The 13,773-nt window shown below is 70.6% G+C and carries 14 protein-coding genes; 7 read left to right on the top strand and 7 right to left on the bottom strand.

Features of this window, described 5'->3' with window-relative positions; translation table 11 throughout:
• Positions 1 to 65 precede the first annotated feature (65 nt).
• Positions 66 to 1,604, bottom strand: coding sequence for a DUF4331 domain-containing protein (locus tag JHN45_RS07895; RefSeq protein WP_201048525.1), 1,539 nt, complete (start codon positions 1,602 to 1,604; stop codon positions 66 to 68).
• Positions 1,605 to 1,854: 250 nt separating this feature from the next.
• On the opposite strand from JHN45_RS07895, the gene JHN45_RS07890 reads away from it, so the two are divergent.
• From JHN45_RS07890 to JHN45_RS07880, 3 genes are all read left to right on the top strand, one after another.
• The gene (locus tag JHN45_RS07890; protein WP_019066225.1) at positions 1,855 to 2,397 is read left to right on the top strand and encodes a sigma-70 family RNA polymerase sigma factor; all 543 of its coding nucleotides are present in this window, start codon (positions 1,855 to 1,857) and stop codon (positions 2,395 to 2,397) included.
• Positions 2,394 to 3,227, top strand: coding sequence for an anti-sigma factor domain-containing protein (locus JHN45_RS07885; RefSeq protein ID WP_200716555.1), 834 nt, complete (start codon positions 2,394 to 2,396; stop codon positions 3,225 to 3,227). The genes JHN45_RS07890 and JHN45_RS07885 overlap by 4 nt, the downstream gene beginning before the upstream one ends.
• Positions 3,228 to 3,353: 126 nt before the next feature.
• Positions 3,354 to 3,620, top strand: coding sequence for a hypothetical protein (locus JHN45_RS07880; RefSeq protein WP_019066227.1), 267 nt, complete (start codon positions 3,354 to 3,356; stop codon positions 3,618 to 3,620).
• A 42-nt stretch (positions 3,621 to 3,662) separates the two neighbouring features.
• Here JHN45_RS07880 and JHN45_RS07875 read toward each other — a convergent pair whose 3' ends face one another.
• From JHN45_RS07875 to JHN45_RS07865, 3 genes are read right to left on the bottom strand one after another with little or no spacing between them, the layout of a single operon-like run.
• A complete protein-coding gene (locus JHN45_RS07875) occupies positions 3,663 to 4,871 on the bottom strand; it encodes a CaiB/BaiF CoA-transferase family protein (RefSeq protein ID WP_201048524.1) in 1,209 nt (402 codons plus the stop codon).
• 34 nt (positions 4,872 to 4,905) lie between these two features.
• Positions 4,906 to 5,688 carry an ABC transporter permease gene (locus JHN45_RS07870; RefSeq protein ID WP_201048523.1) on the bottom strand — a complete coding sequence of 261 codons (783 nt, stop codon included), beginning with the start codon at positions 5,686 to 5,688 and terminating at the stop codon, positions 4,906 to 4,908.
• Positions 5,685 to 6,629: an ATP-binding cassette domain-containing protein gene (locus JHN45_RS07865; protein WP_201048522.1), complete on the bottom strand. Its 945-nt coding sequence runs from the start codon at positions 6,627 to 6,629 to the stop codon at positions 5,685 to 5,687. Before JHN45_RS07865 ends, JHN45_RS07870 begins: the two co-directional genes overlap by 4 nt.
• A gap of 63 nt (positions 6,630 to 6,692) precedes the next feature.
• Between JHN45_RS07865 and JHN45_RS07860 the strand changes: the two genes are divergently transcribed.
• On the top strand, positions 6,693 to 7,400 hold the full coding sequence (locus JHN45_RS07860; protein WP_201048521.1) for a TetR/AcrR family transcriptional regulator: 708 nt from the start codon (positions 6,693 to 6,695) through the stop codon (positions 7,398 to 7,400).
• A gap of 80 nt (positions 7,401 to 7,480) precedes the next feature.
• On the opposite strand, the gene JHN45_RS07855 is transcribed toward JHN45_RS07860, so the two are convergent.
• Genes JHN45_RS07855 through hmgA form a run of 3 tightly spaced genes read right to left on the bottom strand, consistent with a single transcriptional unit; the run spans position 7,481 to position 10,822 of the window.
• Entirely contained in the window at positions 7,481 to 8,644 is a 1,164-nt protein-coding gene (locus JHN45_RS07855; RefSeq protein WP_201048520.1) for a type ISP restriction/modification enzyme, read from the bottom strand.
• A gap of 12 nt (positions 8,645 to 8,656) precedes the next feature.
• Entirely contained in the window at positions 8,657 to 9,409 is a 753-nt protein-coding gene (locus JHN45_RS07850) for a GntR family transcriptional regulator (protein ID WP_200717057.1), read from the bottom strand.
• 60 nt (positions 9,410 to 9,469) lie between these two features.
• Entirely contained in the window at positions 9,470 to 10,822 is a 1,353-nt protein-coding gene (gene hmgA, locus JHN45_RS07845; RefSeq protein WP_200717056.1) for a homogentisate 1,2-dioxygenase, read from the bottom strand.
• A gap of 168 nt (positions 10,823 to 10,990) precedes the next feature.
• On the opposite strand from hmgA, the gene JHN45_RS07840 reads away from it, so the two are divergent.
• The 3 genes from JHN45_RS07840 to JHN45_RS07830 form a co-directional block, all read left to right on the top strand.
• Positions 10,991 to 11,554, top strand: coding sequence for a hypothetical protein (locus JHN45_RS07840; RefSeq protein ID WP_200717055.1), 564 nt, complete (start codon positions 10,991 to 10,993; stop codon positions 11,552 to 11,554).
• A 64-nt stretch (positions 11,555 to 11,618) separates the two neighbouring features.
• Complete coding sequence (locus tag JHN45_RS07835) at positions 11,619 to 12,239, top strand: TetR/AcrR family transcriptional regulator (RefSeq protein ID WP_200717054.1); 621 nt, start codon at positions 11,619 to 11,621, stop codon at positions 12,237 to 12,239.
• Between the two features lie 163 nt (positions 12,240 to 12,402).
• The coding region (locus JHN45_RS07830) for a molybdopterin-dependent oxidoreductase (protein ID WP_201048519.1) at positions 12,403 to 13,773 on the top strand (1,371 nt) is incomplete at its 3' end.

Raw genomic sequence — 13,773 nt, 5'->3', positions numbered from 1 at the left:
GCAGGGGTGGCGCGGCCCGCACCGTGGGGGAAGAAGCTGTGCGGGCCGCGCCAGTCGGTGGGGGTTTAGTACGGGCGGTGGGTCATCCGGCGGCGCCACCACGCGACGCCCGCGCCGATCAGCAGGACGCCGGCCACACCGGAGGCCGCCGAGGCGGTGATCAGCATCATGTTGTTGCTGGAGGACGTGCCCGCCGGCTGCAGCGCGTCGCCCAGCTGGTTCTTGACGTCACTGCCGCCGCTGGTGCCCTTGGCGAGCGGACCGCGCGAACCCGAGGTCGGCTCGGCGACGTAGGGGAAGTACTTCTCGAAGCCCTTGTCGTTCTTGTCGACCGCGTCGCCCAAGTCGTTCTTGGAACCGACGAGTTCACCCTCCATGACCTGGAGCGCCTCGTCGATCACGTCGTCGGTGAGCCGACGCCCGTTCGGGAAGCCCGCGTTGTCGCCGTCCAGCACACCGAGCCGCTTGGGGTGCGCGGTCGGCGGGATCGACGTGTTGAGGCGCAGCATCTCCGACGGCTTCGCGTACGGCTGCTCGGTGTTGAGGTTCTTGACGCCCGTGAGGAACACGCTGACGAGGTCGCTGCGCGGCTCCTTCGGCGCCTTGATCTTGTAGATCGACTCGATCAGCTTCGGCAGTTCCGGCTCGGTCACGTTCTTCAGGAACTGCGCGTCGTCCTTGGGCTCGGACGCGTTGAACTTGTCCTTGTCCTTCTGCGGGTTGACGACCTCGTTGACCAGCGGGTTGCCCAGGCGCGAGACCTGCGTGTAGTAGCCCTTGGCGTTCTTGCGCTGGGTCGTGGAGTAAATACCCACGGTCGGACGGGACTTGGACTGCCGGATCAGGTCGTTCGGCACCTGGAGGGCGATCGTGTTGACGTTGTAGCCCTTGAGCGTGTCGTTGCCGACCTCGCTGAGGTTGCCGCCGTACAGCAGGTCGAAGACGCGCAGGTCGGCGAAGAACGGGTCGTCGGCCTGACCGGCGAAGGTCGCGCCGCCGTTCGCCGTCTTGTAGATCGCCTGCGAACGCAGCTTGGCGTAGTCGGGCATCGACGCGTCGCCGACGTCGGAGGGCGCCGCCGGGATGTCGTCGGCGACCTTCGTCTCGGAGACCTTCTTGCCCTTCTTGAGCTTGATGAGCTCGATGTCGTACGACTGCGTGACGTTCAGGTCCGGGTCGGTGAGGCTGGTGACCGGGCCCGTGTTGTACAGGAACGTCTTCTTGTTCTTGATCTGGGTGCTGAAGGTGTAGCGGAAGATGAAGTCGTCCAGCGCGTCACCGTTGTTGTCGACGTGGATGTCGTACTGGGCGTCGTCGGCGAACTGGTAGAAGTTCGGGCCGCCGGCGGGCTCCTCGAACGGGATCCAGTTCGCCACGATGGTGGTGGTGTCCGGCTTGTCCGGGCTCACGAACGCGTAGAGGTCCGTGTTGTCGTACTGCGGAGTCCCCGAGATGAGAGGGGCCTCCCGGTGGGAGGAGGCCGAGGCCACTCCCGGTGCCAGCGCGGCCGTGCCGGCGGCTGCGAGCCCCCCGGCGGCCAGCGCCCCACATATGAGGGCCGCAAGCTTCTTGCGTCCCGCACCGCTCCTGGAGATAGGTGTCATGCCGTCCGTCCTCAGTGCCAACTTGCCTGACGCTCGGGGATTCGGAGCTGCTGCCGGGCCGGATTGGTCGAATCCGAAAAGTTTTTTTGGTGGACTCCAATCCGGCTCGTGACCCGCGTTTCAAGTCCGCTGATCCGTAACCCATCCTTAGAGGCATCCGCTGCGAATGCCTCGTGTGACGGGATGCGAAGTGACAGACCGCGTGCGGTCGAAGAGGAGGGGCCGCGTGCGGTCGACGAGAGGGGGACGGGTGGGGGCGGACGAACTCCTGGTGCAGGTCGCCGGAGGGGACCAGCGAGCCTTCGAGGAGCTCTACGGCCTGGTGTCCGGGCCCGTGTTCGGACTGGTGCGCCGGGTGGTGCGCGACCCCGCGCAGTCCGAGGAGGTGTCCCAGGAGGTGCTGCTCGAACTGTGGCGGTCCGCCGCCCGCTTCGATCCCGGCCGCGGCAGCGCGCTGTCCTGGGTCCTCACCCTCGCCCACCGCCGGGCCGTCGACCGGGTGCGCAGCGCCCGCGCGGCCGTCGACCGCGAGCAGCGCGAGGCCCGCCGCTCCCACAACCCGGCCTTCGACCAGGTGACCGAGGAGGTCGAGGCAGGCCTGGAGCGCCAGTTGGTGCGCCGCTGCCTGGACCGGCTCACCGCCCTGCAGCGGCAGTCCGTGACTCTCGCCTATTACGACGGCTATACGTACCGTGAAGTGGCCGAGCGGCTCTCGCTGCCGCTGGGCACCGTCAAGACCCGTATGCGTGACGGACTCACCCGGCTGCGCGACTGCCTGGGAGGTGCCGCATGAGTGTCCTCGCCCGACTGTTCGGCCGGGGCGATCTCCATTCGCTCGCCGCCCCCTACGCCCTCGACGCCCTCGAACCCGGTGAGCGCGCCCAGTTCGAGAAGCACCTCAAGAAGTGCGAGCGCTGCGCCTTCGAGGTCCGTGCCCTGACCGAGGGCGCGGCCCGCCTGGCCAGGTCCATGGCCGCCCAGCCGCCGCCCGCGATGCGTGACCGGGTGCTGTCCGCGATACGCAACACCCCGCAGGAGCCCGGGCCGTTGCGGGAGCGCGGGCGGGAGACGCGGGAGTACACGCCGCGGCTGCCGGCCCATGTGTGGGGCGCGGAGCCGCAGGCGGCACGCGCCCGTGTGCCCCAACGGCGGCCGTTCTTCGTGCCGTTCGCCACCGCGACGGCCGCCGCGGCCCTCGTCGTGGCCTCGCTGTTCGCGGTGCAGGCGAACCGGACACAGGACAAGCTGGACGCGGCGCAGGCGCAGTCGCGTGAGATCGCACACGTTCTCGCGGCTCCCGACGCCCGTGCGACCACCGGCGCGGACACCGCGGGCCGGAGCATCGGCGTGATCGCCTCCGCGTCGGAGGGGCGCGCGGTCGTCACCCTGAGCGGATACGGCGCACTGCCCAGCGGGCGCGTGCGTCAACTGTGGCTGATGCGCCCCAATGTGCAACCGCGCTCCCTCGGGCTCTTCAAGGACGACACGCCCTTGGTCACCACCGGACTCGACAAATCAGCAACATCACTCGCAGTGACCGTCGAGCCCGACGGGGGCTCACCACAGCCCACAACGCAGCCAGTTGTCCAACTCGCCCTGAAATCGGTTGGATTCGGAGAGTAATCACGGAGGGGTCGTCAACGCCCTTACGGGGAAGGTGAATCCTGAGACCTCGATACACGAGTGCCCGGTTGGGGCGATAGGGTTACCCTGCCCGGGCCGGGTGGACTCGTACGGGTGGGGAGTGACATGGAACAGATAGTGCGCAGTAGGGCAAGGGTCCCTGCGATCACGTGCGGGAGCAGCGCGACGAGTTCGCGCCTCGACCGCCATCTCTCGGTGCTGGGCGGCCCCGTCGTCCCGCAGCGCGAGACGGCAGAGGCGACCTCGCTGATGCGCGAGCTCACCTCGCGCGACACCACGCAGGAACGCAGCGCCAGGGGCGCGCGAGTGAGCAGGGTCTCGCTCTTCGCACCGCTGCGCAGGCTGCGCCGTTCGCTGTTCGGCGGGCGCTGAGCAAGTCCTCGGCGTCCCCGGGGAGTTCCCGGGGGCCCGCGCTCAGGACGCCACACCGTCCCGGCGCAGTGCTGCGATCTCCACGTCCGCCATCCCCACGGCACGCAGCAGCGCCACGGTGTGCTCCCCGAGCGCGGGCACGTCACCCATCCGCGCCTCGCCTCCGCCCGGCAAGGTGATGGGCGGCAGCAGCGCCCGCAACGGCCCGACCGGCGAACCCACTTCCCGCCACCGCTCCCGGGCCGCCAACTGCGGGTGCTCCGCCACCTCTTGTACGTTCCTGAGGTGCGCGCAGGCCACGCCCGCGCGCTCCAGCCGCGACACGGCCTCGTCGGTGGCCAGCCCACCCAGCACCGCACCGACGAGACCGTCCGTGCGCTGCCGGTTCACCACCCGCTCCGCGTTGGTCGCGAAGTCGGGGTCGGTCCCCAACTCGGGCCTTTGGAGGACCTGTTCGGCCAGCCGCCGCCACTCCCGGTCGTTCTGCACCGCGAGCAGCACCTGCCCGCCGTCCGCCGTGGGATAGACGTCGTACGGCGCGATGACGGCGTGCGCAAGACCCGTACGCGCCGGGGGAGTTCCGCCGTGCATCGTGTGATGCAGCGGATGCCCCATCCACTCCACGACCGCGTCCAGCATCGAGACCTCGACGGGCCCGCCCCGCCCGGTGGTTCCGCGCCGCACCAGCGCCGCCAGCACACCGGAGAACGCGTACATCCCCGCCGCGATGTCGGCCACCGGGATCCCCGCCTTCACCGACCGCTCAGGCGTCCCCGTCACCGACACCAGCCCCGCCTCGCACTGCACGAGCATGTCGTAGGCCCGCTTGTCCGCGTACGGCCCGGAAGCCCCGTACCCCGAGATGTCCACGGAGACCAGCCGGGGATGCGCCGCACACAGGGTCGCCGCGTCCAGCCCGAGCCGGGCCGCCGCACCGTGCGCGAGGTTCTGCACGAACACGTCCGCGTCCGCGACCAGCCGCCGTACGACGTCCAGTCCACGCGGGTCCTTCAGGTTCAGCGCGATCGACTCCTTGCCCCGGTTGCACCATACGAAGTGCGAGGCCAGACCGCCGGCCGCGATGTCGTAGCCGCGCGCGAAGTCACCGCCGTCGACCCGCTCGACCTTGATCACCCGGGCGCCCAGATCGGCGAGTTGACGGGTGGCGAAGGGGGCGGCGACGGCCTGTTCGACGGCGACGACGGTGACGCCCTCAAGGGGCAGCGGCAGAGGCTCCATGCGAGGGATCATGTCCCGCGCCCGGCGCCTTTGTCATGCGGGGACTTCAGCGCTCGCCGTGTGCGTACCGGCGTACGGCGAGCGGCGCGAACACGGCGATCAGCGCCGCGCACCACGCCAGCGACCCGGCGATCGGATGGGCCACCGGCCAGGCGGCGCCCTCGGGCACGGGCGAGTTGCCGAACAGATGTCGCAGGGCCGTGGTCACCGCGCTGATCGGGTTCCACTCGGCCAGCGCGCGCAGCCAGTCGGGCAGCCGGTCGGTCGGGATGTACGCGTTGGACAGCAGCGGCAGCATGAAGGTCGCGCTGCCGAGCTGACCGGCCGCCTCCTCGCTGCGCGAGGCGAGCCCGAGCACGATGCCAACCCAGGCGCAGGCGAACCGGAACAGCAGCAACAGGCCCACAGCGGCGGCGGCTTGGGCCGCCGACCCCTCGACCCGCCACCCCACCGCGAGACCGACCAGCAGGAACGGCACGGTGCCGGCCGCCGTGACGACCAGATCGGCACTCGCCTGCCCGAGCGGTACGGCGGCCCTGCTCATCGGCAGGGTGCGGAAGCGGTCCGTCACACCCCGGTGCGAGTCCTGGGCGGCCTGGAACATGCCGGTCATGATGCCGTTGGCGGCGGTCGCGACCAGCAACCCCGGTACCAGGTAGGAGCGGTAGGCGTCGCCGGGCATCGCCAGCGCGCTGCCGAAGACGTACCCGAAGAACAGCAGCATCGTGATCGGCATGGTCTGGGTGAGGATCGCCAGCGCCGGGTTGTTCCGCACGCGCCGCAGCTGCCGGCCGAGCATCGCGCCGCCGTCGTACGCCAACGCGCTCACGTCACAGCCTCCTTACGGTCCGTCAGCCGGAGGAACACGTCGTCGAGGGTCGGTGGCCGCAGGCTCGCGTCGAGCAACGGCACGCCCGCCGCGTCGAGTTCGCGGACGAGTCGGGGCAGGGTGAGGGTCGGATCGCCGGTGACCGCGCCGACGGTGTTCCGCTCGTGGTCGAACGACGGCTCGGCGCCCGTGAGTTGGTCGAGGACACCGGCCGCCTTCGCCAGCGCGTCCGCATGCGCGACGACGACCTCGGCGTACGTGCCGATGAGCGCCTTGAGTTGGGACGGCGACCCGCTGTGCGCGACCCGCCCCCGGTCCACCAGGGCGATGTCGTCGGCCAGTTGGTCGGCCTCCTTCAGGTACTGCGTGGTCAGCAGCACGGTCGTACCCTCCCTCTTCAAGTCCCGTACGGCGTCCCAGACCTGATTCCGGCTGGCCGGGTCGAGGCCGGTCGTCGGTTCGTCCAGGAACAGCACGTCGGGGCGTCGTACGAGACTCGCCGCCAGGTCGAGACGGCGGCGCATCCCGCCGGAGTAGGTGGACGCGGGCCGGTCGGCGGCCTCGGTCAGGCCGAAGCGGTCCAGCAGTTCACCGGCCCGCTCGGCCGGACCCCGCACCCGGTGCAGCCGCGCGAACAGGCGCAGGTTCTGCCGGCCGGTGAGGTCGCCGTCGACCGACGCGTACTGCCCGGTGACGCCGATCCGGCGCCGTACGGCCGGAGCCTCCCGGACCAGATCGTGGCCGGCGATCCGCGCGGAGCCCGCGTCGGGGCGCAGCAGGGTGGTGAGCAGCCGGACGGCCGTGGTCTTGCCCGCGCCGTTGGGCCCGAGGATCCCGCAGATCGTGCCCCGCGCCACCGCCAGGTCCAGCCCGCGCAGCGCGTGCACGGCGCTGAAGCGCTTCTCCAGACCTTCACTAAGTACATCGTACGTAGTAGTCATGGGTCGACCATAGCGCACTACGTACGGTGTACGTAACTAGGATGGTGGTCGAGGTGATGATCAATGGCGGACCGAGCGGCCGTACCCGAAGTGATCTGGGCGCGTCCGGAGCGGGCGGGGCGCGGGCCCAGGCCCGCGTACAGCCGCGCGGACATCGCGGCGGCGGCGGTGCGGATCGCCGACGGCGGGGGGCTGGACGCGGTGTCCATGCGGCATGTCGCGGCCGAGTTGGGGTGCGGCACGATGTCGCTCTACAACTACGTCCCCCGCAAGGAGGACCTGTACGAGCTGATGGTTGACGCGGTCAGCGGCGAGCACGAGGAGTGGGGGCCGTCGGGGGACTGGCGGGCGGACATGGTCCGGGTCGCCCATCAGACCCGGACGCTGATGCACCGGCATCCGTGGCTGCCGCGGTTGATGTCACCGGTGTACGGCTTCAGCCCGAACGCGCTGCGGTATCTGGAGCACTGCCTTGCCTGTCTCGATCCGGTCGAGGCGACGTACGGCACGAAGATGCAGCTTGTGGGGATGCTCAACGGGGTTGTGACCATGTATGTGAGCAATGAGCTGGCCACCGCCGAGCGGTCGCGGTCGTTGCCGTGGTCCGAGGAACAGGAACACGCGGTGCGGATCGCGTACTTGGGGAGTCAGATCGTGGGTGGGGCTTATCCGCGGATGGCTGCGGCGTTCTTGGAGGATCCGGGGCCCATTGATCTGGACGCCATTTTTGACGTGGCGGTGGGGAAGGTTTTGGATGCGTTTGCGCCGTAGGTGCGTGCGGGCCGGTGGGGGCTGGGCGCGCCCACGCGGCGGAGCCGCATATCAAATACAGCCCCGCGCCCCCAAGCGACTCAGATGAGCGTGAATTGACCCTCTGGGCCCTCTTCGTGGTGGTCCAAGACCGATGCGGGGTGGTGTGCTGACTCCGGCGCCGGGAGGATGCCCGCCTTGCGCAGCTCCGCTGCCGTGATCGGGTCCGTCATCGTCAACTCCTCCTGCTGCGGGCGCAGTTCCGCCAGCAGGGCCAACACCGTGATCAGTTCCAGCAGTTCTGACGTCCATGTCTGCTGCCAGGTCGTCGGGCGGATCGCCGCCAGCGTGCCCGGCTCGGCGGACTCTGACGTCCGGGACGTGAACCACTCCTCCAGGACGCGTACTCCGCTCACCTCGAAGTCCCAGGACTCGGGCGGGACCGGGGAGATGCGGCCCTCGTCCAGGTGGAGGGTCTCCTCGTCGCGGTCGTAGTGGAGGGTCAGGGGGAGGGGCGGCAACGGGGCGCGGACGTAGGGGCGTCGGCCGCCGGGGAGTTTGGGGCGGTCGCCGTCGCGGCGCGTCAGCCAGAGGATGCGGTGGCCCAACTCGACCCCGTGGTACCAGAGTTCGGCATCCGCAGTCAGGGGGACGGTTGGCCCGGGGCGTACCGTCGCCACCGTCCAGGCGAGGACGTCCACCGGGGCGGGGGAGTGGCCGAGACGGTCGGCGAGGTGTTCCAGCAGGCCCGGTGCCAGGTTCGGTTCCGCGCCGCCGGGGCGGCGGTACAGGGGGCGGACGCGGCCGGGACGGAGGACCGGCAGGCGTGACGACGTGAGAACGGGTGGGCCGGCGGTGTTCGGGGACGTCTCCACCACGAAGACCTGGTGTTCGTCCGCCACCCGCCACAACTCCGGCCGGGCCACGTCGATCAGGCGGTGGTCCGGGATCAGCCACTGCTCGTCGAAGGGGGCGTGCAGGACGCGGACCGGTTCCGGGCAGGGGCCGGTGGCGCGGACCAGTTTCTCCGTGCCGCTGGACTGGCCCGGGAGTTGGGTCACCGCCGAGTGGAGGGTGCGGGAGCGCGTCGGCTCGAACAGGGCTTCCCGGTCCGGGACTTCGGCCTTCAGCAGGGCGTCCCAGCGGGCTTTCAGGGTTGCCGCGTCGGGAGCCGTCGGCCACCCCCGGCCGAGCCGGATCGGTGCGACGGACCACGGCATGAGGTCCGCGAGCAACGGAGCGTCGTCGTGCGTCACGCTCGGCATCGTACGACGACCTCAGTTCGCGACGTCGAGCGTCACCGAGAAGGAGAAACGGTCCCCCCGGTAGTGGATGACGGCCACGTCCAGCACCCTGCCCCGGGTGTCGTAGGTGATCCCCGTGTAGTGCAGGATCGGGCTGAGGAGCGGGACTTGGAGGAGGCGGGCGGTCTCCGGGTCGGCGAGGCGGGCCTCCACCGTGTCCGTGATGCGGCTGATGTCCGCGCCCACGACGTCCCGCAGCACCTTCGTCATCGGCCAGCGGATCAGGCCGTCCGGGTCGAGTCGGGCGGCCAGTTCGGGGCGGATGTGGTTGCGGGCGTGGTTCGTGGGTTCGCCGGTCTTCTCGTCGCAGCGGAGGCGGTGATACGCCGCCACCTCGGTCAAGTCCGGGAAGTGCTCGGCCAGTTCGGGCGGTACGGGCACCTTGCCGTGGTCCAGGAGCTCGGTCGTCATGCCGGACTGCTGGGCCACGATCGCGTCCACCGAGCCCAACAGCCGTACCGGCGTGGCCCGTCGGACGCCGGGTTCGATGAACGTGCCCCGGCGGCGGTGCCGGGTGATCAGGCCCTCGTCCTCCAGCTCCTTCAACGCCTGGCGCATCGTGAGCACGCTGACGCCGTAGTGCCCCGCGAGCTGCTCCTCCGTGGGCAGCCGCAGCGGGTCCTGGGGCGAGCGGCCGAGTATCGAGGCGCGCAGGGACTGCGACACCTGGTACCAGAGCGGCAGCTTGCGGTTCAGGACGATCGAATCCGGGGCGAAGGAGGTCACGGGGCCATCCGTACCGGTAGGGAGGGATCGGTGCAAGGGCCGTGGGCCGGTGGGGAGTTGTCAGTCCGTGGGGCGGAAGTGGCGCTGGAGGCCCCGCCAGACGTCGTCGTAGCCCTGCTGGAGGTGGTCGGCGTGCGCTGCCTGGGCCGTCGCCGTCACCGGCCAGCGGGTCTCGAACATGAACGCCAGGCCGTCGTCGATCTTCTGCGGGCGCAGCTCGGCGGCGCTCGCGCGGTCGAAGGTCTCCCGGTCCGGGCCGTGCGCCGACATCATGTTGTGCAGCGAGCCGCCCCCGGGCACGAAGCCCTCCGCCTTCGCGTCGTAGGCGCCCTCGATGAGGCCCATGTACTCGCTCATCACGTTCCGGTGGAAGTACGGCGGCCGGAACGTGTCCTCGCCCACCAGCCAGCGCGGGGCGAAGACCACGAAGTCCACGCCGGCCAGTCCCGGGGTGTCCGACGGCGACGTCAGCACCGTGAAGATCGACGGGTCGGGGTGGTCGTAGGAGATGGAGCCGAGCACATTGAAACGGCGCAGGTCGTAGGCGTACGGCACATGGTTGCCGTGCCAGGCGACCACGTCGAGGGGCGAGTGGTCGTAGGTCGCGGTCCAGAGGTTGCCGCAGAACTTGTTGACCACCTCGACCGGGCCCTCGACGTCCTCGTACGCGGCGACGGGCGCCCTGAAGTCCCGGGCGTTGGCGAGTCCGTTGGCGCCGATCGGGCCGAGGTCGGGGAGCTGGAAGGGCGCCCCATAGTTCTCGCACACATATCCGCGGGCTGAAGCATCCAGCAGCTCCACACGGAAGCGCACCCCACGGGGGATCAACGCCACATGTCCCGGCTCCACATGGAGGAGCCCGAACTCCGTGCGCAGCAGCAGCCCCCCGCGCTCCGGGACGATCAGCAGCTCGCCGTCCGCGTCGCTGAAGACCCGGTCCATGGAGGAGTCGGCGTGGTACAGGTGCACGGCCATGCCGGTGCGCTGGGTCGCGTCGCCGTTGCCGCCCAGGGTCCACAGGCCGGCCAGGAAGTCGGTGCCGGGCGCGGGCGCGGGGAGCGGGTTCCAGCGCAGCCGGTTCGGATCGGGCACCGACTCCGTGAAGGGTGCCGTACGGATCGCGCCGTTGTCGGCGCGGGTGAAGGGCGGGTGCGCGGCCGAGGGGCGGACGCGGTACAGCCACGAGCGGCGGTTGTGCGCCCTCGGCTCGGTGAACGCCGAACCGCTGAGCTGCTCCGCGTAGAGACCGAGCGGTGCGCGCTGCGGGGCGTTGCGGCCCTCGGGCAGGGCGCCCGGCACCGCCTCCGAGCTGTGTTGATTCCCGAAACCGACGAGGTGGGCCAGCCCCTCGGCGGTCTTGCGGACGTCCCCACGCTCGAACCCGCTCGCGCGGGAGGTACCCCCATCGCTCATCTCTGCTCCTCGCCGTCTGAGCCATCTGATTCCTATGTATCACCGTAGGATTGCGGTTTCGCGGGCGCAAGGGGACGACGAAAGTCCGGGGAAAATCCGACTTCCGGAGGCGAAGAACCAGCCTCAAGGGGGATCCGGCTGTCAGACCGGTGTTCTAGTCTCCCCGGCATGTCGTGGTCGCGCGCACTTCTCACCGCGCTCGCGGTCTGTGCCCTGCTGCTGGCCGGATCGGCGGGCTGTGATTCCGGCGATGCCCAGGGGCGGAAGGGCGAGGGGGTGTCGCCGTCCCCCGTGGGCAAGGTGCTCGACAACACGGACGAGCAGGGCCGGCACTACCGCGAGGTCGGCAAGAAGGGCGCGCCGGAGATCGGTATCGAGGTGGAGCCCGACGCCTCCGACGACAGCTGGGACGTCCGGCTGACCGTCCACGACTTCCGCTTCTCGCCCGCCGGTGTGAAGCCCGTCGCGGTCGCGGGCCGCGGCACCGTCCGCCTCCTCGTGGACGGCCGCACCGTCGCGCGGCTCCGCGTCCCCGAGTACCGGCTCGCGTCCGACCTCGTCCCGCACGGCACCCACCACGTCACCGCGCGCCTCTACGCCGACGACGGCACCGTGTGGGCCGTGCACGGCAAGCCGGTGGAGAGTACGGCGGACATCACGGAGTCGGCGGTGCAGGCCACGCCCGACGGCAGCAAGACGCCCGGTTCCGCATCGACGCGGGGGCCGGAATGAGTGTTATGGGCACCCAGTTCCGTACTGAGGTGCGAGCTTCTCCTGACCGCTGCCCAAAGGCATCATGAAGCCCGTGCCCCATACGACATCGCTCCGCCGCGCGCCCGTGCAGCGGCGCAGCGCCGAACGGCTGACCAGGATCCTCGACGCCTGCGCCGACCTCCTCGACGAGGTCGGCTACGACGCGCTGAGCACCCGGGCCGTGGCCGTGCGCGCCGGTGTCCCCATCGGCTCGGTCTACCGCTTCTTCGGGAACAAGCGCGCGATGGCCGACGCCCTCGCCCAGCGGAACCTGGAGCGCTACACGGAGCGTGTCACCGAGCGCCTCAAGGAGACCGGCGGCGAGGGAGGCTGGCGGGCGGCGGTGGACGCCGTCCTGGACGAGTACATCGCCATGAAGCGCACCGCGCCCGGCTTCTCCCTCGTCGACTTCGGCAACCAGATCCCGGTCGGCTCGGGCCACGCGGAACCCAACCACCGCGTCGCCGACCGCCTCACCGACCTGCTCTCCGGCTATCTCTCGCGCGAACCCGACGAAGACCTCCGCCGCACCTTCCTGATCGCGGTGGAGACCGCCGACTCCCTCGTCCATCTCGCCTTCCGGGTCGCTCCGGAGGGCGACGAGAAGGTCATCGAGGAGACCCGGGCGCTGCTGCGGGCTTATCTGGCGCGGGTACTGGACTGACCCCGGCGGCCGAACGTCCGCCCTTCCACGGGCGCGGGACCGGTGTCCGGCGGGACGCCCGCCCGTCCGCGGGTTTCCGACCTCACCCCTGCACCCCCTCGCCACCATCCATACCGGTCGGTATGCTCACCGCCAAGAGGCAACGTCGCCCATGGGAGGCCCCGTGTCCCGCACCGCCCTGCGTATCTGCCCCCTGTGCGAAGCCACCTGCGGGCTGACCCTCACCATCGAGGACACCCGGGTGACCGGCGCCCGAGGCGACCGCGACGACGTGTTCAGCAAGGGGTTCATCTGCCCCAAGGGCGCCTCCTTCGGTGCCGTCGACGGTGACCCCGACCGGCTGCGCACCCCCCTCGTCCGCCGGGACGGCGAGCTGCGCGAGGCCACCTGGGAGGAGGCCTTCGACGCGGTCGCGGCAGGACTGCGCCCGGTCGTCGAGCGCCACGGCCCGCACGCCGTCGGTGTCGTCCTCGGCAACCCCAACGTGCACACCATGGCCGGCGCCCTCTACCCGCAGGTCCTGCTCGGCGCCCTCGGCACCCGCAGCGTCTTCACCGCCTCCACGGTCGACCAGATGCCCAAGCACGTCTCCTGCGGCCTGCTCTACGGCGACGCCAACGCGATCCCCGTACCCGACCTCGACCACACCGACCATCTGCTCCTCATTGGCGCCAACCCCCTTGAGTCCAACGGGAGTCTGTGCACCGCCCCCGACTTCCCCGGCAAGCTCAAGGCGCTCAAGGCCCGCGGCGGCACCCTCACCGTCATCGACCCGCGCCGCACCCGCACCGCCAAGCTCGCCGACCGGCACATCGCGGTCCGCCCCGGCACCGACGCCCTGCTGCTCGCCGCGATGACCCATGTCCTCTTCGATGAACACCTCGTGAACCTGGGGGAGTTGGCCCCGCACGTCCAGGGTGTCGACGAAGTCCGCGCGCAGGTACGGGACTTCACCCCGGAGGCAGTGGCCGAGGCGTGCGACGTGACCGCCGCCGAGATCCGCGCCCTCGCCCGCGAACTGGCGGCCGCCCCAACTGCCGCCGTCTACGGCCGCATTGGCAGCTGCACGGTCCCGCACGGCACCCTCGCCAGCTGGCTCGTCGACGTCCTCAACATCCTCACCGGCAACCTCGACCGGCCCGGAGGCGCCCTCTTCCCGCAGGCCGCCACCGACCGGACACCCTGGCCCGCCGGACCGGGACACGGCTTCGCGCTCGGCCGCTGGCACTCACGGGTGAGCCAATACCCGGAAGCGAAGGGCGAGTTGCCGCTCTCCGCGCTCGCCGAGGAGATCGACACCGCGACCGCCGAGGGCGAACCGATCCGCGCGCTGATCGCCGTAGCCTCCAATCCGGTGCTCTCCGCACCGGACGGCACCCGCCTCGACAAGGCCCTCGACTCGCTCGACTTCATGGTCAGCGTCGACCCCTACCTCAACGAGACCGCACGCCACGCCGACGTCGTCCTTCCGCCGCCCCCGCCCTCCCAGAGCCCGCACCACGACTTCGCGTTCAACACCCTCGCCGTCCGCAAC

This window comes from Streptomyces sp. MBT53 (genome assembly GCF_016654115.1).
Lineage (GTDB): Bacteria > Actinomycetota > Actinomycetes > Streptomycetales > Streptomycetaceae > Streptomyces.
This window is presented reverse-complemented; position numbering and strand designations above follow the sequence as displayed.

Coding starts and splice junctions, on each gene's coding strand:
- JHN45_RS07895 (WP_201048525.1), bottom strand. CDS start 1,604: ATGACACCTATCTCCAGGAGCGGTGCGGGACGCAAGAAGCTTGCGGCC.
- JHN45_RS07885 (WP_200716555.1), top strand. CDS start 2,394: ATGAGTGTCCTCGCCCGACTGTTCGGCCGGGGCGATCTCCATTCGCTC.
- JHN45_RS07880 (WP_019066227.1), top strand. CDS start 3,354: ATGGAACAGATAGTGCGCAGTAGGGCAAGGGTCCCTGCGATCACGTGC.
- JHN45_RS07875 (WP_201048524.1), bottom strand. CDS start 4,871: ATGATCCCTCGCATGGAGCCTCTGCCGCTGCCCCTTGAGGGCGTCACC.
- JHN45_RS07865 (WP_201048522.1), bottom strand. CDS start 6,629: ATGACTACTACGTACGATGTACTTAGTGAAGGTCTGGAGAAGCGCTTC.
- JHN45_RS07860 (WP_201048521.1), top strand. CDS start 6,693: ATGGCGGACCGAGCGGCCGTACCCGAAGTGATCTGGGCGCGTCCGGAG.
- JHN45_RS07855 (WP_201048520.1), bottom strand. CDS start 8,644: ATGCCGAGCGTGACGCACGACGACGCTCCGTTGCTCGCGGACCTCATG.
- hmgA (WP_200717056.1), bottom strand. CDS start 10,822: ATGAGCGATGGGGGTACCTCCCGCGCGAGCGGGTTCGAGCGTGGGGAC.
- JHN45_RS07840 (WP_200717055.1), top strand. CDS start 10,991: ATGTCGTGGTCGCGCGCACTTCTCACCGCGCTCGCGGTCTGTGCCCTG.
- JHN45_RS07835 (WP_200717054.1), top strand. CDS start 11,619: ATGAAGCCCGTGCCCCATACGACATCGCTCCGCCGCGCGCCCGTGCAG.